The sequence below is a fragment of the Spiroplasma kunkelii CR2-3x genome (genome assembly GCF_001274875.1).
GTDB classification, from domain to species: Bacteria; Bacillota_I; Bacilli_A; order Mycoplasmatales; family Mycoplasmataceae; genus Spiroplasma; species Spiroplasma kunkelii.
The window spans coordinates 322774-341781 of the sequence record NZ_CP010899.1 but is presented as its reverse complement, the minus strand read 5'-3'; the positions used below and the strand labels follow the sequence as shown (position 1 = coordinate 341781).

Below are 19008 nucleotides of genomic sequence, written 5' to 3'. Positions count from 1 at the left end.
AAACCAGGCATAATAATTGCTTGTTATAAATCATAACCTCTTTGATCAGTATGACCTGCTGTAATTTTAACAATTTTATTATCTTTAATTTCAATTCATTGATTTGAAATTACTTCTTCTTCACAAATTATTTTCGCATTTTTTAAAATCATTTTGTCTTTCTCATCTTTCTATCTTAAAACTTAAAATTTAGTGGTATTTTTTTAAGATCAAAGATAACTTTCTTATGTCCCAAGCAACGATAAAGCAATGCTAAAATTAACATATGATTATTTTCCCGAATCAAATAAGTTTGCTTTCCAACCGTAATTTTAACACCAATATCAATAAATTCAACATTTGAAATATCTGTTAAATTAAACTGAACTACTTTCTTATTATTATTCTTATCTAAACCATCAATAATAAAGCGCTTATTAGTAATTAATAAAACACCCTTACAAAAAAACTTAATATCTTTATGGGTTGTAAAAAGATGAATATTAACAGCATTATTTTTAAAATGGCACTTTTCCTTTGGTTGTAAATCAAATGCCACTGGTAAAACTTTTAAGGAACGTCATAATGTAAAATTAACTTCTTCAACATTATAAATAAACTCTTGTTCACGACCAGTTAATACTAAATCTAATTTTCGTTGATATTTATAAAACCGATGAATAAAATCTTGGGTATAAGCAAAATTTTTTAAAATTCAACGTTTAAAAATTCAATATTTAAAATTACGGAAATTCTCAGTTCCCATCTTTTTCTGATAACGGTATAAGACAAAGCGTGGTTTATATTTAAAATTGTCTTCATTTAACGCAAACTTTCACTCTTCACGTTTTAAATAAAAAATTATATCTTTTGTCAATCTTGAAAACATTCCCATCACCTTTATTAATTATATAACAAAAATAAAAAACTCTAAACTAATCTACGATTAATTTAGAGTCTAGGGTTATTTTTAACTAAATTCAATGGTGGTTCAGGACAGAATTGAACTGTCGACACTTTGAGCTTCAATCAAATGCTCTACCAACTGAGCTACTGAACCACGATTGGCGGTCTTGACGGGACTTGAACCCGCGATCTCCTCTGTGACAGAGAGGCATGATAACCACTTCACTACAAGACCATTGGTTGCGGGGGCAGGACTTGAACCTGCGACCTTTGGGTTATGAGCCCAACGAGCTACCACTGCTCCACCCCACAATTTTAATACTATCATAACTTAACTTTTAATTGCAAGTTTTTTTAAAAAAATGGCGGAAGATGAGGGATTCGAACCCCCGCGCGGCTTTCACCGCCTGTCGGTTTTCAAGACCGATCCCTTCAACCAGACTTGGGTAATCTTCCAAAAAATGTTCGGAAAGTAACTAAATAATAAATGGTGGACCCTACTGGACTTGAACCAGTGACCATCCGGTTATGAGCCGGATGCTCTAACCAACTGAGCTAAGGGTCCATGGTAGCGAGAAAGAGACTTGAACTCTTGACCTCCCGGGTATGAGCCGAGCGCTCTAACCAGCTGAGCTATCCCGCCATATCAAGTTTAATTGCTTTACTAAAGTTAATGGTGGACCCGAACGGGATCGAACCGTCGACCCCCTGCGTGCAAGGCAGGTGCTCTCCCAGCTGAGCTACGGGCCCAAAATATTATAAAAAATGGTCGGAAAGACAGGATTCGAACCTGCGACCCCTCGGTCCCAAACCGAGTGCTCTACCAAGCTAAGCTACTTTCCGAAAAAAAATAACATTTAAATAAATGGCGCGCCCAGAAGGATTCGAACCCTCAACCTTTTGATCCGTAGTCAAACGATCTATCCAATTGATCTATGGGCGCATAAGAAATAAAGCAGTATTTAAATGTTGACCAGATTTAAATGGAGGCACTAGTCGGATTCGAACCGACGATCGGGGAGTTGCAGTCCCATGCCTTATCCACCTTGGCTATAGTGCCATAAAATCTAAACCCCTACTATATTATCATATTCATAATTCATTTCAAGATAAATAAATAAAAAACTTAAATTCATTATATTATTTTTATTTATTCTACAGCAATTAAAAACGGGTATAATGTTTGATCACCATCAATAAATTCATATTCAACATCAAAACTTTCATCTAAATATTTTCGAATTGCATTAATATCACGTGTTTCTGCTTCTTCACCAACAAAAATTGTAACAATTTCTGTTGATTTTGTAATTGATCGGTCAAACAAGTATTTCATTGTTCGTGATAAGGTTGGAAATGAACAAATAATTTTTTTATTCATAATTCCCATATATTCTCCTTTGTTAATTTTAACACCATCAATTGAAGTTGTTTTTGCTGAAACAGTAATTGACAAGCTTGTCACATTTTTAAAACTTGCTTTTAATGTTGAATAAATCTTTTTCGGTATCTCTCCCGGTTCAAATGATAAAGCTGCTACCATTCCTTCTTGAATTGATGTTGTTGGCACAACATAGACATTGGACTTACGTTCAACTTTTGCTGCTTGTTGCGCTGCTAAAATTGCGTTACTATTGTTTGGTAAAATAAAGACATCAACCGCATCAACTGCTTCAATTGCACTTAAATAATCATCCGTTGATGGATTCATTGATGCTCCACCATTAACTGTAAATTGAATATTTAAATCAGTTTTGAAAAAATTAGCAATGCCATTTGATGGCGTAACAGCAATAATAGCGGCCATATTTTTCAATTGCCGATTAATTTTAATTGTTTTAACATGTTTGGCTGCTTGTAAATTCATATTTTCAATTTTAATATTCTTAAACTCACCATGTTGTTGTAAAAAAGTTAAAATATAACCAGGAAGTAAAGCATGGAGATGAACTTTTAAAATATCATTATCAACAACTGCAACAATTGATTTTCCACCTTGATCTTCTAATGTTTGGCGAATTTGCATTACATTAATTTTATTAATATGCTTATGATCTAACATTACAATTGCTTCAGTACAATAACCAAATTCTTCATTTTGTAAATCCATAACAATATTTTCACCAGTATTTTCAACATGTTTTTTTCGTTGTGGCACAATTTTTCCTGTTTTTCAATATTCTGTAATGCCTTCAAATATTTTTACTAAACCAAAACCACCTGAATCAACAACACCAACTTCTTTTAAAACTGGCAGTAACTCAGGAGTACGATTCAATGACTCAGTTGCAAAATCAACAATTTTTTGGAATAACTCTGGAACAGTAATTTCTTTTTCTAATGTTGAAACATGTTCCGCAGTTTCACGAATTACAGTTAAAATTGTTCCTTCAACCGGTTTCATTACCGCTTTATAAGCAACCTCATTTGCTTGTGAAATCCCTGCTTTAACTGAATCAAAATTTAATTCATCAAATTCTTTTAAACCATTGGCAAAACCACGAAAGATCTGTGACAAAATAACACCTGAATTACCACGAGCTCCCATAATTAAGCCGCGTGCAAAAACATCAGCAACCTTACTAATTGACTCCGAATTGAGTTCATTAATTTCCTTAACAGCATTAGTCATCGTTAAATTCATATTTGTTCCCGTATCGCCATCAGGAACTGGAAAAACATTTAATTTATCAATTTCTGGATAAAAATTATATAAATTATTATAACCGCTAATCAGTGAATCTTTAAAAGATTTTGCATTAAATTCCATTTCTATCACCTTTACATTTTTCATCAATTAATTTCCCTTTTTTAGTTCTCCTAAGTGATATAACTGTAAATCTTGCATCATTCAAATATCTCATTTTAATAAATTTCCTACCTAAATTAATAAGTCTTGAATATTTACATTCACATAAATCATAATATCGTTTGAATAAATATCCAGTTTTTCTAATTCATATTTATTCCTAATTTGTATTTCTCGGGCAATATCTTTAATATTTACTCCTTCTAGCAAAATAATAAAGATATCTATATAAAAATTACGACCATCTTGTCTCAATTTAATTGACTGTGAGTAATCTTTAAGTAACATTATCACATTATCTTCATTATTTTTAGTATCATCAACCTTTGCGAATCCAGCGACCCCAGGAACTGTAATTACTGCTGCATGAACTAAATCTGCAATTTTAGATACATTAATTTTTTCAATCATAAAAATCACCACTAAACTAAATTAACGTTATTAATTATAACTAGAAAATATAATAAAGCAATAAATTTATTATATTTTCTTAATTAAATTGTTAACTTTTCGTTGTCTTTCCCATTTAAAATTATTTAAAAAAATCATCAATATTTGTTAACATATGACTAGGACTAACAAGTTTCTCTAATGTCTTCTCTTCTGCTAAGATTAATTCTTGATATTTTAAAACAAAGTCTTTTGTATTAATTTATTTTTTCTGAAACATTTTTAATTTTAATACATTCATTAATATCCTCTCAAGAAAATCCATGTTGTACTCTTAAAGAAGATATTGCATGAACAATACTATGGTTTAATGATTCTTGATTACGTTTTCCTACAATTGTATTATCAAATGATAAAGTTTGAGTAAAATAATAATGATTATTCCCTTGTTCACTTGTTTTTCGTACTGTCATTTGTCATTTCAATCATAACATTTTCCCTCCTAGATGTAATATTACTATAAATTAAAGTTAATTACCACCTTTTAAAATTTAATCATTAAGTAAAATATTTACTAAATACTAAGTAAATAAACAATTTTCAATTATAAAATAACTTACGATATTATAAAAAATATTACTTTTTAATAAAATGAGTTATTATATAATATTATATAAATAGTGTATGACTATTTTAATTAGTAAATAACGTTATTGTACAATAAAAAAGGTGTAAACATATAAACAAAATAAAATTTTTATTTAATTTTAGATAAAGTGGATAGTGATTTTAAAACATTATTAAAATATTTTAACAAATTAGAAAATAAATATCTTAAAATAATAAAAAAAGATAAAAATCTAAAAAAAACAATAAATTTAGAAAAATTATCAGATATTAAAAATGTTACAAATGAATTATAAAAAGAAGTAATTTTTCCTCATTTTCAACATAAAAATGAAGAAATTGTTACAAATGGAAAATAAATTATTGAAACAATTCGTGGTACTTATCAAAATTTAAGAACTAAACTTAATAACTTTGTATTAAATACAGACAAAGCAATAATTGATCCACAAAAAATACCCAATGATATTTACCTAAAACAAAAATAAATCCAATTTCAAAACCACCACATTTAAAATTATCTATTCAAAAATTATTAAATTTATAATCACAACCAAGACCAAGTGCGATTCAAGCACAAGACAATCAAAAAAGCAAACCACCTGTTCCTCCCAAACCACATTTAACAGATTTACAAAAAATAATATTATTGTAATTCACAAACAAGTAAAAAATATGAACCAACAAAAAAATCAACCAGAACAGGTAACACAAGTTGAAGAAAATTCAAGATAAGATAAAGATGGATGACGCTCTTAACAATAGTTTTATCCATTTTTTAATTTAAATTTAGCAAAAACTAAAGGTTTTCATAAAAATTATATTTATACTTGCTTTTAATTTAAAAATTAGTTATTATTTTATAGTATGTAGATATAAAGGAGTGAAATTATGGCAAAAAAATGTGAAATTACTGGTAAAAGAGCTTTATCAGGAAACAAACGTTCACACGCATTAAATGCAACTCGTCGTAAATGAAATGTTAATTTACAAAAAGTAAGCATTGTTCTTGATGGTGAAGTCAAAACATTACGTATTGCAACAAGAACTTTAAAAACATTAAAACGTAAAGGTCAAATTACTCAATAAATAAAGTTCAAGGACACATTCACAAAATAATAAAAAAAGGAAACATAAATTTTAAAATTTATGTTTCCTTTTTTTCTAAAATACGATAAAATTAAAAAGGTTCAAATGCCCATGTGGCGGAATTGGCAGACGCAGTAGACTCAAAATCTACCGAAGAAATTCGTATCGGTTCGAGCCCGATCATGGGTACCAAATTTTAAAGCAAAAAATAATCGGTTTTAAAAACCGATTATTTTTTGCTTTAATTTATTTACTATAAATTGCAACAACTTGTCCTGTTAAAACATCAATATTCCCGACTGACGTAAGAAATTCATTACTAACTGCATTAGGAGATAATTCTGACAATTTTAATTGGTTAGCATTATATTTTAAATTACTAATTGTCACAGTTGCTGCTTGCAAACTAAATAATGAAAAATAACGATAACCTACCTTTTTATAAACTTCATTCATTCCTGGTTTTAATAAATAAGCATAAGTATTATCATTCATAAAAATAATATTATAGCGATAAATAAAGTTAAAACAACTCAGCTTCATATCAAAGCGATTACCTTGTGCAATAAAAATAATTTCTTGTGGTTTTAATTTTAACGCTTCTTGTAAGGCTAATTCACCATCAATATAATCTTTAATTTGGGAAACTATTAATAACTCTTTTGCTTTACTAGTAATTAGTTTTACTTCTGTTGTTGTTAAACTATCCTGGTCACAACAAAAAAGATCAAAAGTATCAAAAGTTTTAATTAAATCTAAGGCACCTCGTTCCACACCAATTTTATAATAATCTTGATACTGCTGTAAATCTAAATTTGTTTCTGAACAAACAATTAAAACTTTATTTGCTTTCATCTGCTAATAATCCTTTCAACCTTGCTGCTAAATCAACATGGTCAAATAAATAACTACCCGCTACTAACACATCAACCCCATATTGTTTACAAAGGGCTGCAGTTTCAGCATTAATTCCCCCATCAACTTCAATTAGTGTTTTGCCATTATTTTGTTCAAGATAATGTCGTAAAATTTTAATCTTTGCTGCTGCTGCTGGAATAAAAGCTTGACCACCAAAACCAGGTTCTACTGTCATTACTAAGACTAAGTAAAGACGATTTAAATACGGGTAAATAATTTCAACTGGAGTTAATGGTTTAATTGCTAACCCAATTTTTATGTTTAATTTTGTTCGTAAACTTAAAAATTCAGTTAATTGTGATTCAGTTAATGCTTCATAATGCAAAGTAATTACTGATGCACCTGCTTTAATAAAGGGCAACAAGTAATTTTCAACACTACTATTTTTAATTTTAACCATTAAGTGACAATCAAGATATAAATCGCTATAACTAGTAATATCAGCTAAAATCTTTGGACCAAAAGTTAAATTTGGTACAAAATCACCATCCATTACATCAAAATGAATTCATTGAGCACCTGCTTTCTTAATTGCTGCTAACTCTTCTTGTAGGATTAAATAATTTGCACTTAAAACACTTGGTGCAACAAAATATTTTTTCATCATTACCTCTTTCTATTGTTCTTGCATAATGCGAACATAATCATTATAAAAAAATTGTGGAATAACATCTGCTTGAACTAATGCTTTTATTTTGCAATGTGGCTCATGTAAATGCAAGCAAGTTCGAAACTTACACTCATTAGCATATTGATTAAATAAATGATAAGAGCGGGCTAATCCTCCTTTTTCATAATCTCTTAAATCAAATGTTGAAAAACCTGGTGTATCAGCAATCATTCCATCTAATAACTCATATATTGCACTAGCTGTCGTTGTATGTTTTCCGCGGCCTAATGCTTTAGAAATTTCTTGCGTTTTAATTATCTCTGCTTGTAATAGTGTATTTAGAGTTGATGATTTCCCACTACCAGTTTGCCCAGTTAACACTGTGATTTTATTCTGAAAAAGTTGTTTAAATTGTTGTCATACTTTTTTATCATCTTTTTTATTACTAATAAAATAAACCTCATAACCTAACTTTGGATATCAATTAAAATATTTTTGATAAAGTTCATCTGTTTTCACTAAATCTTTTTTAGTAAAAACAATAACTGGTTTTAAACTTTTGTATTCAATAAATGCTAAATATTTATTTAATAAATATGAATTAAAAGCTGGTTCTGCCATTGCTGTAATAATAATAACTTGATCAACATTAGCAATTCGTGGCCGGTATAATTCATTTTTACGCTGTTCAATTTGATAAATAATTCCTTGCTTGTTATTTTGAATTTCAAATTGAACATAATCACCAGCAACTGGTTTAATTTCTTGATGACGAAATAATCCTTTTCCTTTGCAAACATAAATTTGATGGTCAATATCATTTTTAACATAACAAAACTCGCTAATAATGCGAATAATCATTCCTGTTTGGTGCATATTATTCTACCCTGGTAAAAACAAGCAAAGACAAACTAAGGCAATAATGAAACAAACTAGTAAGAAACTAAATCATCAAGCAACCTTAATTCTTAAAAATCATGAATAAGAATAATACCGATCATAAAGCTTACACTGCTTACCTTTTACTTCAAACATATTTGATAACTTTAAAGGTTTTTCCGAGCGATGTTCTGATGTTTCAATTGCTTGTAAACTAGTATTAAAATCTACTACTGTCTGAAACCGTTCACTAGGATCTTTTGCAATTGCTTTTAAAATAACATTTTCTAAACTTTGTGGGATTAAAGGATTTACTAACCGTGGTCGTAGTGGCAATTCTTTAACATGTTTAACTGCAACAAAAGTTGGATTTTTTCCAACAAAAGGAGCCATCCCAACCGCTAACTCATATAACATAATCCCTAAAGCATAAATATCAGTGCGTTTTGTTGCTGGTTTTGATTGAACAATTTCTGGCGCCATATATTTTGATGTTCCAATGATTTTGCCACATTCTAAATCTTCACTATTTTCTAAAATTGCAACCCCAAAATCAGCAACCTTGATTTTACCATCATATGAAATCAAAATATTTTCTGGTTTAATATCACGATGAATAATATCATTATGATGAGCTTCCGTAATAGCTAAATTAATTTCATCAAAAAAATATAATAATTCTTTAACAGTACAAGGACCTAATGTTAGTAAACGATCTTTCAAAGTATAACCTTTAACTAATTCCAAAACTAAACAATGACGATTATACGCCTGAAATGAACCATAAACTTTGACCACATTATTATGGGAAAACTGCGCAATTGAGTTATATTCTTTATTAAAACGTTCTACTGCTTCTTTATTTTTTGATAATGTTAATGTCATAATTTTAATTGCAACATGCCGCTTTAATAACATATCATATCCTTCAAAAACTTCAGCCATACCACCATCTGCAATTTTAGCTAAAACATGATAACGATTGTGTAACACTGCTCCAATTGTGATTTGTTCCATTTTCTGCACCCTTTTACCTTATTATTTTAACTTGTAAACATCATAACACAAAAAACTAAGAAGAAAAAAACAACAAATAAAAATAACAGTGCTTTAATCTATTATTTCAAAAACAATTCCGGTTAAATTATCAGTTGATAGATTTTCTAATGCCCGATCAATTAAAATTTTAACCTTATCGTTTAATTTATTTGCTGATTTTAATGTTTCGATTAAATCAATTTCATCAACATAATCATGAATTCCATCGGTGGTTAATAAATACTGTCCTTTAATATCTTCAATAACATAAGTATCAATTTTTAAATTCTTTGTTGGTCCTAAAGCACTTGTTAATACTTTTCAAAAAGTATGCATATTATATTGTTTTTTATATTGACCTTGAAATTCTAATTCTTGTTTTTCTCGATATTCTGTTGAATTTTCCATATTTTGGTCAGTAGTAATTTGATAAATTTTATCATGATGTAATTTATATAACCGTGAATCACCAATATTAATAACATATACTTTTCCATTAGCAATTAAGGCAGCAACAACTGTTGTTCCCATATCACTTGTATCAGGATAAAATTGAGCATAAGTAACCATTTCCTGTTGAATTGCTAAAATTGTTTGACGAAACCATTTATTAATTTCTTCATCGAACAAATGATTAAAATTTGTCCGTTTAAAATGTTCCACCAAACTATCAGCAGCCATTTTACTGGCAACTTCGCCATGTTGATGACCACCCATCCCATCACAAACAATGGCAATATAATTGTTAAAACTATTATTGGCAAAATCAAAGTAATCTTGATTACTACTACGATAAGCACCAATATCAGTTTTGTATCCAAACCGTATTTGCATAATTATTTTCTAATAATCCCTTCATTTTTAGCTCGTAATTGACCACAAGCAGCATCAATATCGTGCCCAAATTCACGACGAACAATACAATTAATTTTTTGCTGTTGTAAAGTTTCAAAAAATCGATTAATTTTTGTACTGCGTTGATACCCATTTTCTGCAACTGTATTATAAGGAATTAAATTAACATAAGCATTTAATCCTCGAATTAACTTTGCTAATTCTAATGCTGTTTCACGACTATCATTAACATTCTCAATTAAAATATACTCAAAAGTAACACGCCGATTAGTTAACTCAATATAATAACGAACTGCATCCATTAATTTTTCTACTTGATAAGCTTTATTAATTGGCATTAATTTATTACGAATCGTATTATTTGGAGCATGTAATGAAATTGCTAAATTAACTTGGGTCTTTAATTCTGCAAATTGTTTAATTTTTGGAACTAACCCACAAGTAGAAATTGTAATATGGCGCGCACCAATTTGATAACCTTTTGAATCATTAATAATGTTGACAAAACTAAGCGTATTATCAAAATTATCAAATGGTTCGCCAATTCCCATTACAACAACATGGCTTACACGTTCATCTGTTGTTGCTAAATAACGATTAACCATCATAACTTGTTGAACAATTTCGGCAGTTGATAAATTACGGGTTTTTTTTAATAGTCCTGAGGCACAAAAAGTGCACGCCATATTACAACCAACTTGTGTTGTAACACAAACAGAATTACCATAACTTTGAGGCATTAAAACTGTTTCAATTTTATAACCATCTGATAACTGAAACAAAAACTTTACTGTTCCATCTTTTGACTTTTGTTCAACAACAATTTTTAATGGCTCAATCGTATAGTATTCTTGTAATTTATTACGATTAGTTTTAGAAATATTTGTCATTTCATCAAAAGAATATATGTTTTTGACATATATTCAATCAAAGATTTGTTCTGCTAAATACTTCTTAAAACCATGCGCAACTAAATCTAATTGTAATTCCTCTTTTTGATATCCAAAAATTGATGTCATTATTTTCCACTCCATTTTTATATATTATAATTTTATCACAAAATAGCATTTGTTAAAATAAACAAAAAAACATTAATTTTTTAATTAATGTTTTTTTATATCTATTTAATTTTAACCCTGTTTTGAATTTAAAAATTCGGCCGCCTCTTTATTATTACGCATTTCAGCTAATAATTCACGCATATACGGTTTAATTACTTCTTGTTCTCCACCATAAATAATTTGAACCGATTGACCACGAATAAGCATTCCGGTGCTGCCACCTAATTTTTTAATTCCATCTTGATTGACAAATTTACTATCAACAACTGTAATTCGTAAACGTGATGCACATGAATCAACTGCCGTAATATTATCAGCACCACCTAAAAATTCAATAATTTTACGTGCCTTTTCTCTTTTTGCCGCATCACCCTTTGCTGGTGCTGATGAAGTTGTTTCATTAGTGCCTTTTTTTGCTTTAAAATCAGCTTTAGTATATAGTTTTGTGATACCATCAAGACCAGGAATTTGAACTTTCCCATATTTAATTGCGAAGTAAAAAGTTGCAAAATAAATTCCAATATATGGAATTCCAACTGCAAGAATTCAATAGAAGTTTGTTCCTTTTCCACCAACAAATGGAATAATACCAAAGACAATAAAGTCAATAAATCCACCTGAAACAGTCATTGATGTATGCACATGTAATAATCCCATTAACATAAATGAAATTGCACATAATGGCATATGAACACCATAAAATAACCATGGTGCTACAAATAAGAAAGTAAATTCAATTGGTTCTGTAATTCCTGTTAAGAAGCAAGTAAAGGCTGCTGAAAAGTAAATTCCCATTACTTGTTTTCGATTTTCTTTTGAAACACTAAAGTACATTCCTGCTGCTGCTGCTGGTAATCCAAACATCATAAATGGGAACTTCCCACTTTGGAATCGTCCTAAATTTAACCCCATATGTTGAACCATTGTAAAGGTAATTTTTGGATCAGCAATAACTTTATACATAATTGTTTGATCACCAACTGCTGCTATTGTTGAAGCATTTAGTTCTGATACTCAACTAGTAATTGCTGCTTGTGCTGCTCCAACTGTAATTGTACTTAAATCAATATTAGCATCAATATAACCAGCTCCTTGTAAATCTTTAATAAAAACCATATAATTTAAAGAGTCTTTTGAAACATTAGCGATTAAATCTGCCATACTTCCCCCGGCTTGTGTTCATCATAATGGTGAATAAAACACATGATGTAACCCAAATGGCACTAATGATCGCTCAAAAATTTCAAAGATTAAAGAATCTAACCCTACTGGTAATTTTCCTGAGTTATTTCCAAATCATGCTAGCCCAGTTCCAATTAATGGTCAAATAATCATAAAAATAAAAGCTAATGGAATTACTGCCATAAATATAATAATTGGAACTAATTTTGTCCCACTAAAAAAACTTAACGCTGAAGGTAATTGTGTTTTATGAAAACGATTATAAGCGAAAGCTGCAATCGCTCCAACAAAAATCCCTCCAAAAACACCAGTATTTAATGAATTAATTCCTAAATTAGAAGTTAATAATTTATTTTGAACTGCTCATGTTTGACCAGTGTAAAATAACAAGTTAAATTGATTAGTTACTCGTGATGAACTAACAATTGTGACAATAACATTCCCTTTGACTAATTCTTTATAAATATCACTGGTTCTCATTCATTTTAATAATTGTTCACCCGTTAGTAAAGTTGGAGTGACTGATGTTACACCATCAACAGTTAATCCCATAATTGGTGAAGCACCACCCTCAATATTAACAACATATTGAATATGAGCATATGCCTCATTTAATAATGACAACTGAATTACATTAAAAACTAAAAACCCGACCACTGAAGTCAATGCTGCTACTCCAGCATCCTCCGTATAGGCCATTGCAACAGAAATACAAAATAATACTGGCAAATTACCAAAGGCAATATCTCCCATTTTATTTAAAAAATTTCCAAAGTATCAAGCTGCTGAAGCAGGATCAACTTTTGATGAAATAGTCGCACCAACTCCTAAGAAAATTCCAGCAATTGGTAACAACGCAATTGGTAACAGAAATGCTTTACTTAATTTACTTAAAGTCCCCATTGTCCTTTGATTTGATTGTTTTCATCAAACCTTTGACATAAAAGGTTTAAGCTTGGCTTTCTCACTCATTTTTGATTTCTCCTTTTAAAATAATAAATTAATATTTCCTAAATAATTATAGAATTTAACTAACTTAAAGTTAGGTTAATTACTACAAATTAAAGTTCTTTTATTTTTTTAAAATAATGATAATTTTATAAAACGAATAAAAAAAGAGCGGAAATACTAATAACATAACAAAAAAAAGCACTATATAACGCAATATTACGTTTAATATAATTTCATAAATCTAAATTTTTATTATTTTTAGAATAATAATCTCCGCTATTATCTAATCGTTTCTTTTGGAAAATTCAAATAATTAACAATATTGTCCCCACGATAATTCCAAAAATTAAAATTAATAAATATGTAATATGTTGTGGCGATAAACTTAGAATCATTGTCTTTTTTACTCTTTCTATTAAAATAACTGCCTTACATTTTGATTTTTATATAAATTTTCATTATTTTATAGTTATATTATAGAATAATTTTGTTAAAAATATGCATAATTTGCATTTTTTATTAAATTAACAAATTATTTTCCACTTTATTATTCGCATAATATGTTGTAAAATAGAATTAGTTGATATTATTAAAATAATTTTCATAATGAGGTTAATGAAAAGAGTTTCTATGTTGTCTGTGTTAACATATGATAAAAATACTTTGACTGATACTGAACTATCAGTTATTGAACAAATTATTCAAAATCCTATTCTATTTACTAGTAAAATACGGTTAAACATTTCATTTTCAGTTATTCATCAGCCATAATTAGTAATTTTGGATGAAGTTTCAACTGGCTTAGATATTGCAGTTAAAGAAACTATCAATTTTTAGAACAAAATATTATTACTAATCAACGAGCAATGTTGTTCGTATCACACAATATGGAATAAATTGAACGTTTTTGTGAGCGGGTTATCCTATTTATTAGCAGAAAAAAATAAAGCTGATTCAGCAGTAACTGATATTCTTCAAAAGTATGGTAGTGTCTTTAACTATACAAAAGAGATGTTTGAAAATGAACAAAATAAAGACTATTTTAATTAAGAGGTCTTTATTTTTATTAGAACTTTTATTGTAGTATTCTGTAATTGCGTTAGTTGTGTTAATCTTATTTTCCAAATTTGGATTAATTTTTAATAAACTTCGAAAAATGATATCAGATATTAAAATTTGAACAATTTTAGAAGATAATGCTGGAAAAACGCTCTTTTTCTTTTATATGAACTTCAAATAAAATTTTATGTTTAATTTTATATAATTGATCAATGTTAGGATTATTAATAACTAAAGTCACATCAATCATAGTAAACTTTTGCTAATTCGGTTATTATTTGCTGATCTCCTGATAATTTAACAATCTTTTTTTAACAACTTCTGTTAACTGATAAGTTCTAATTAATTGTTTAATTTAATCCTGTTAGAAAGATAACTGAAATACTTTACAATAATATTTAATAATATCCATTATTGTTAACCCAAGTGGATATTGGAAATTTTTAAACTGCATTCCAATGGTTAAATTTGGTTGATAAATAATTTCACCATTATTAGGCTTTCGGACACCAGCAATAATCTCGCTTAATGTTGTTTTACCACTTCCATTAGCACCAATTAAACCACTTTTTCCATGTTGATGAATTATTAAATTAACATCTTTTAAAACAAATTTTTGATGGTATTTTTTACTAATAGCTTTGTCTTCTAATATAATTGCCATAAAATAATCATATTTTAAAGTAAATTCTTCCTTATTATTGTTCATTGCTGTTGCAATTATGGTTTATGCCCAAAATATATCTTTTTAAATCTTGTTAATGAATATTTATGATATCAAAAATTGTTCGAATTGAGAATTTTACTTTCCTAAGATCAATTATAATACTTCTTTGGAGAGTATAAAATGGAATATTTTTTCTTGAAAATGGTATAATTTGACAAATTACGCTTTATTTACGATAAAGTTAAAATGAAAATATTTTATTTAATGGAATATTATATAAAATAAAAAAATGATATTCTTAAATATCATTTTTTTATCTAAAAGTACTAATTTTGATTTGTTGTTTTAAACTTTCCACTAACAATTTGTCAGCAATCCCTTGACTAAATGATGTCGCTGATCCAGCACAAATACCAGTTAACATTGCTTCTTGATAATCATTTGTTGCTAAATATGCTCCAACAAATCCAGCAACCATTGAATCACCAGCGCCAACTGAATTAATTAATTGTCCTGTTGCAGTATTACCAACATAAACATTTGTTGTAGTAATTAAGATACTACCATCCTTACCACTACTAATTAAAACATTTTGTACCCCTTGTTCTTGCAATCTTTTTCCTAAAGCAACAATTTCTACTTTTTGAGTAAATTGGTAATTTGTTTCAAATAGTTCATTTAATTCCGCTAAATTTGGTTTAATTAAGAATGGTTTAGCTGATAAAGTTGATAATAAAACATCCTTTGTTGCATCAACAACAAATAAGATTTCATTTTCATCACAGTAAGTACTAATTGTTTGATATAAATCAGATGGACAATTGCGTGGTAATGAACCAGAAATAATTAAACAATCATTTTTGGTTAATTCTGTTTTAAGAATTGTTAACAGTGCCATAACATCATCAGCACTAACATAAAAAGAAAGACCATTTAATTCTGTTTCTTGTTTTATTTCTAAACTTTTAATTTTTATATTAGTTCGGTTTTTACCATTAACTTCATGAAAACAAGCACCAACCTTTTGCTCTATCAAATAATATTCAAACATTTCCTTATTATCACGCCCCAAAAAGCCTAATGCTGTAGTTGAATATCCTAAATGTTGCAACATTATGGCAACATTAATTCCTTTGCCACCAATTACTTCATACTCACTAATCGCTTTATTAGTTTTTCCTACCTGGAAATTAGGAACTTCAATAACTTGGTCAATTGCGGGATTTAATGTTAATGTATAAATCATTTTTTTGTATTCCTTCCTTTTTTATTTTAGTATTATAAAAACCCAATGAGTTGGGTTTTTACTTTTTAAATTAAATTGCTAAAGTAATTTTATTATTTTTAACATCATGCATTCTTCAAAATCCAAGAATCAAGGCACTAATAAAGCTTCCAATAATTAGTGCAATAACTGAAATTAAGACTGCTACCCCAATTGAAGCACCATGATTAGAAATACTAAATCAATTTTTACCATTATCTTGAATTTGCAATAGCGGAAAAACAAAAACTCCCCCGTGGGGTGCTGCTAATGTTACACCAAAACCACTAACAATTGCACCAGTAATAGCACTTCCGGCCATAATTGATGGAATTGTTCGTTTTGAGTCAGCAACAGCAAATGGAATTGCCCCTTCGGTAATAAAACATGCGGCTAAGAAATAGTTAGTATTTCCTTGCTCAACCTCTTTTTTTGTTCAATATTTTTTAAACATTCTTGTACATAGGGCTAATGCTAATGGTGGTACCATTCCTGCTAACATTGCACAAGCCATAAAGACTGTTCCCCCATTTGTTGAACGAATTCCTTCATAAGCTGTTTGTGTAGAATCAATTGTCAAAGTTCCAAAGACATAGGCAGCTTTATTAATTGGTCCACCCATATCAGCAGCCATCATTAAACCAATAATAATTCCAATTAAAGCATTTAAATTATAATCAGAAATTGCTTTTAAACCTAAACTTAAACCGTAGTTTAAATATCCTAGTGGGATATTTAAACTAAACATTAAGACTCCTGCTGCTAAAGCTGTTAGAACAGGGATTAATACAATATCACGAACCCCTCGTAGTGATGGGTGGAACTGAGCAAATCCTTTTTGGCATCCATATACAGCAAAGGCAACAAGATAACCACCAATTAAGGCTCCAAAAAATCCTGAGTTAAAGTTTAAAATTGAATCAGGAAATAATCGCCCTCATGTATTTGCTCATCCTGTTTTATTTTCTGCATCATATAACATTCCAGGAGCATTAGCAATTAATCCTGCTATCATCCCTGGTAATAATCCTTGTGGTCCCACAATCGAGTAACATACATAAGCACCTAAAATTGGGATCATCATAGCAAAGATTACTTTTCCTAATCCCGAAAATCATGCAGCAACATCACGAGTTACCCCAAAATCTTTTCCTGTTTTACCTGAATCTAATAAAAAACCAATTCCTAAAATAATTCCTCCAGCAACCACAAATGGTAACATTCGTGAAACTCCTCCTAAGAGGTTTTTTATTACATCTTTAAAGTTTTTTAAACTTAATTCACCAACTTCATCGTTACCACCTTTGCCACCTTTGCCAATTGTTAAATGTTTATCATTCAAAGCATCTTGAATAACATTAGGACCATTGTAAATAACATTTTTTGTACTTGTTTCTAAATATGAAACACCTTTAAAACGATCCATTCCCGTAATTTTTTTATCAATACCAAGAATAATTGCTTTTGAATTAGCAATATCGGTTGCTGTTAAGACATTTTCATTACCGCTACGCCCTTGCGTTTCAACTTTAATTGTTAAGCCTATTGCCTTTGCTGCTTCTTCCAGTTTTTCTTTTGCCATATAAGTATGGGCAATTCCAGTTGGACAAGCTGTAATACCAATAACATCATAGTGACCATCGGTTTTCATTTTATCGTGGTCAGTAACTGGTTCAATAAATGCTTTAAGAATATCAGCAAAATTTTTGGCCGCACGAATTTGGGTTACAACTTCACTTTTTCCTAAAAAACTAGCTAATTTTGCTAGTGCTTGTAAATGTTGTTCTCCTCCTTGTTCTGGCGTAGTAATCATAAAAATGATATCAACTGGTTTGTTATCTAAACTTTGTCAATCAACTGCCTTTTCTAATGTCATAATTGCAATTGATGGTTTGATAACACTACTGCTTGAACAGTGGGGAATTGCTAAACCATCACCAACTCCCGTTGGACCTTCTGTTTCACGTTTTTCTAAAGATTTAATTAGCTTTGCTGAATCAGTAACTGTTTCATTGTTAACTAATGCTGTTGCTAATGTTGAAAAGACTTCAGCTTTATCTGTCGCAGAAGTTTTTAAAAAGGTTGTTGCTTCAGTAAAATAATCAATTATTTTCATATTTTTTTATCTTTTGATCCTTTCTATGAACTTGTAATAATTTTAACTTCCAAACGAGAAGCGAATTTTACTAATAATTTAATGTTAAATTTTTATGAATCAGCAAGAATATAACTTTTTGTTGCTTTTTTAATAACCTCTGCTTTAATCATTAATCATTGCTTCATCTGGGTCAGTCTTATAAATGTAAATCCTGGCTATTAATCATATTCATACCTAAAAAAGCACAATCAATTTGATATTTTTGTAAAGTCGTAATGGCTTTTCAACAAATTAATTTTCCTGTTTGGTTTTTATATTTTTCTCCCAAGACATAAACATTATTAAATCCTCTTAAAGATAATAGTTCTACATGGAAGATTGATTTAATAATTATTACTAAATCATCTGCTGGTTGTAATAACTTAATTAATGATAAGGTTGGTGAACCAGCATCCAAATAAAGACACATTTTTGGTTTAATTTTGTTGTTGGTAATAACTGCAATTGTTTAATTAAGTCGTTAACTAATACTAATTGTTGATCATCTAAACAAGCTAAAATTTTTTCTCATCGCAATTCTTTTAACATACTCTTACCAACTGTAATTATATATTATTTTTAACCAA

The 19008-nt window shown here is 29.1% G+C and carries 22 protein-coding genes and 11 tRNA genes; 5 read left to right on the top strand and 28 right to left on the bottom strand.

Going from position 1 to position 19008, the window contains the following annotated elements:
• Positions 1-23: 23 nt before the first annotated feature.
• From SKUN_RS11195 to SKUN_RS01790, 15 genes are all read right to left on the bottom strand, one after another.
• On the bottom strand, positions 24-152 hold the full coding sequence (locus tag SKUN_RS11195; protein WP_268794859.1) for a hypothetical protein: 129 nt from the start codon (positions 150-152) through the stop codon (positions 24-26).
• A gap of 23 nt (positions 153-175) precedes the next feature.
• Positions 176-868 carry a hypothetical protein gene (locus SKUN_RS01855; RefSeq protein ID WP_053390620.1) on the bottom strand — a complete coding sequence of 231 codons (693 nt, stop codon included), beginning with the start codon at positions 866-868 and terminating at the stop codon, positions 176-178.
• A gap of 95 nt (positions 869-963) precedes the next feature.
• Positions 964-1039 (bottom strand) — tRNA-Phe (locus SKUN_RS01850).
• A 5-nt stretch (positions 1040-1044) separates the two neighbouring features.
• Positions 1045-1120 (bottom strand) — tRNA-Asp (locus SKUN_RS01845).
• Positions 1121-1122: 2 nt separating this feature from the next.
• Positions 1123-1197: transfer RNA gene (locus tag SKUN_RS01840), tRNA-Met, on the bottom strand.
• A gap of 51 nt (positions 1198-1248) precedes the next feature.
• Positions 1249-1341 (bottom strand) — tRNA-Ser (locus SKUN_RS01835).
• A gap of 32 nt (positions 1342-1373) precedes the next feature.
• Positions 1374-1450 (bottom strand) — tRNA-Ile (locus tag SKUN_RS01830).
• 1 nt (position 1451) lies between these two features.
• Positions 1452-1528: transfer RNA gene (locus SKUN_RS01825), tRNA-Met, on the bottom strand.
• Positions 1529-1559: 31 nt separating this feature from the next.
• Positions 1560-1635: transfer RNA gene (locus SKUN_RS01820), tRNA-Ala, on the bottom strand.
• 16 nt (positions 1636-1651) lie between these two features.
• Positions 1652-1728: transfer RNA gene (locus tag SKUN_RS01815), tRNA-Pro, on the bottom strand.
• A gap of 23 nt (positions 1729-1751) precedes the next feature.
• Positions 1752-1828, bottom strand: a tRNA-Arg gene (locus SKUN_RS01810).
• 41 nt (positions 1829-1869) lie between these two features.
• A tRNA-Cys gene (locus SKUN_RS01805) sits at positions 1870-1945 on the bottom strand.
• A 90-nt stretch (positions 1946-2035) separates the two neighbouring features.
• Positions 2036-3655: a DAK2 domain-containing protein gene (locus SKUN_RS01800; protein WP_053390619.1), complete on the bottom strand. Its 1620-nt coding sequence runs from the start codon at positions 3653-3655 to the stop codon at positions 2036-2038.
• Positions 3656-3766: 111 nt separating this feature from the next.
• A complete protein-coding gene (locus SKUN_RS01795; protein ID WP_053390618.1) occupies positions 3767-4105 on the bottom strand; it encodes an Asp23/Gls24 family envelope stress response protein in 339 nt (112 codons plus the stop codon).
• 236 nt (positions 4106-4341) lie between these two features.
• Positions 4342-4578 carry a hypothetical protein gene (locus tag SKUN_RS01790; RefSeq protein WP_235511276.1) on the bottom strand — a complete coding sequence of 79 codons (237 nt, stop codon included), beginning with the start codon at positions 4576-4578 and terminating at the stop codon, positions 4342-4344.
• 282 nt (positions 4579-4860) lie between these two features.
• Here SKUN_RS01790 and SKUN_RS10260 point away from each other — a divergent pair, with 282 nt between their 5' ends.
• From SKUN_RS10260 to SKUN_RS01775, 3 genes are all read left to right on the top strand, one after another.
• Positions 4861-5007 carry a hypothetical protein gene (locus SKUN_RS10260; RefSeq protein WP_235511275.1) on the top strand — a complete coding sequence of 49 codons (147 nt, stop codon included), beginning with the start codon at positions 4861-4863 and terminating at the stop codon, positions 5005-5007.
• A gap of 595 nt (positions 5008-5602) precedes the next feature.
• Positions 5603-5800, top strand: a complete 198-nt coding sequence (rpmB, locus tag SKUN_RS01780; RefSeq protein ID WP_053390617.1) for a 50S ribosomal protein L28 — start codon at positions 5603-5605, stop codon at positions 5798-5800.
• A gap of 107 nt (positions 5801-5907) precedes the next feature.
• Positions 5908-5992, top strand: a tRNA-Leu gene (locus SKUN_RS01775).
• A 54-nt stretch (positions 5993-6046) separates the two neighbouring features.
• On the opposite strand, the gene SKUN_RS01770 is transcribed toward SKUN_RS01775, so the two are convergent.
• The 8 genes from SKUN_RS01770 to SKUN_RS01735 form a co-directional block, all read right to left on the bottom strand.
• A complete protein-coding gene (locus SKUN_RS01770; RefSeq protein WP_053390616.1) occupies positions 6047-6655 on the bottom strand; it encodes a thiamine diphosphokinase in 609 nt (202 codons plus the stop codon).
• A complete protein-coding gene (gene rpe, locus SKUN_RS01765; protein WP_053390615.1) occupies positions 6642-7322 on the bottom strand; it encodes a ribulose-phosphate 3-epimerase in 681 nt (226 codons plus the stop codon). Before rpe ends, SKUN_RS01770 begins: the two co-directional genes overlap by 14 nt.
• 12 nt (positions 7323-7334) lie before the next feature.
• Positions 7335-8204, bottom strand: coding sequence for a ribosome small subunit-dependent GTPase A (gene rsgA / locus SKUN_RS01760; protein WP_053390614.1), 870 nt, complete (start codon positions 8202-8204; stop codon positions 7335-7337).
• A 6-nt stretch (positions 8205-8210) separates the two neighbouring features.
• On the bottom strand, positions 8211-9224 hold the full coding sequence (locus tag SKUN_RS01755; RefSeq protein ID WP_053390613.1) for a protein kinase domain-containing protein: 1014 nt from the start codon (positions 9222-9224) through the stop codon (positions 8211-8213).
• 93 nt (positions 9225-9317) lie between these two features.
• Complete coding sequence (locus SKUN_RS01750; protein ID WP_053390612.1) at positions 9318-10079, bottom strand: PP2C family protein-serine/threonine phosphatase; 762 nt, start codon at positions 10077-10079, stop codon at positions 9318-9320.
• A gap of 2 nt (positions 10080-10081) precedes the next feature.
• The gene (gene rlmN, locus SKUN_RS01745; RefSeq protein ID WP_053390611.1) at positions 10082-11119 is read right to left on the bottom strand and encodes a 23S rRNA (adenine(2503)-C(2))-methyltransferase RlmN; all 1038 of its coding nucleotides are present in this window, start codon (positions 11117-11119) and stop codon (positions 10082-10084) included.
• A gap of 111 nt (positions 11120-11230) precedes the next feature.
• Positions 11231-13315, bottom strand: coding sequence for a PTS transporter subunit EIIC (locus SKUN_RS01740; RefSeq protein ID WP_053390610.1), 2085 nt, complete (start codon positions 13313-13315; stop codon positions 11231-11233).
• A 125-nt stretch (positions 13316-13440) separates the two neighbouring features.
• Complete coding sequence (locus SKUN_RS01735) at positions 13441-13689, bottom strand: hypothetical protein (RefSeq protein ID WP_053390609.1); 249 nt, start codon at positions 13687-13689, stop codon at positions 13441-13443.
• Positions 13690-13909: 220 nt separating this feature from the next.
• Between SKUN_RS01735 and SKUN_RS10255 the strand changes: the two genes are divergently transcribed.
• Both SKUN_RS10255 and SKUN_RS10250 read left to right on the top strand, forming a co-directional pair.
• Positions 13910-14065 (top strand): hypothetical protein, encoded by a 156-nt coding sequence (locus tag SKUN_RS10255; protein ID WP_235511273.1) that lies wholly within the window; start codon positions 13910-13912, stop codon positions 14063-14065.
• A gap of 138 nt (positions 14066-14203) precedes the next feature.
• A complete protein-coding gene (locus tag SKUN_RS10250; RefSeq protein ID WP_162489919.1) occupies positions 14204-14344 on the top strand; it encodes a hypothetical protein in 141 nt (46 codons plus the stop codon).
• A 373-nt stretch (positions 14345-14717) separates the two neighbouring features.
• Here SKUN_RS10250 and SKUN_RS01725 read toward each other — a convergent pair whose 3' ends face one another.
• The 5 genes from SKUN_RS01725 to SKUN_RS10240 all read right to left on the bottom strand — a co-directional run bounded on the left by SKUN_RS01725 (position 14718) and on the right by SKUN_RS10240 (position 18970).
• Complete coding sequence (locus SKUN_RS01725; RefSeq protein ID WP_235511272.1) at positions 14718-15062, bottom strand: ATP-binding cassette domain-containing protein; 345 nt, start codon at positions 15060-15062, stop codon at positions 14718-14720.
• Positions 15063-15333: 271 nt separating this feature from the next.
• A complete protein-coding gene (gene pfkB, locus SKUN_RS01720; protein ID WP_053390608.1) occupies positions 15334-16266 on the bottom strand; it encodes a 1-phosphofructokinase in 933 nt (310 codons plus the stop codon).
• A gap of 70 nt (positions 16267-16336) precedes the next feature.
• Entirely contained in the window at positions 16337-18400 is a 2064-nt protein-coding gene (locus SKUN_RS01715; protein WP_053390607.1) for a fructose-specific PTS transporter subunit EIIC, read from the bottom strand.
• Between the two features lie 178 nt (positions 18401-18578).
• A complete protein-coding gene (locus SKUN_RS10245) occupies positions 18579-18851 on the bottom strand; it encodes a sugar phosphate isomerase family (protein WP_235511271.1) in 273 nt (90 codons plus the stop codon).
• Positions 18809-18970: a hypothetical protein gene (locus SKUN_RS10240; RefSeq protein ID WP_235511269.1), complete on the bottom strand. Its 162-nt coding sequence runs from the start codon at positions 18968-18970 to the stop codon at positions 18809-18811. The genes SKUN_RS10245 and SKUN_RS10240 overlap by 43 nt, the downstream gene beginning before the upstream one ends.
• Between the last annotated feature and the right edge of the window lie 38 nt (positions 18971-19008).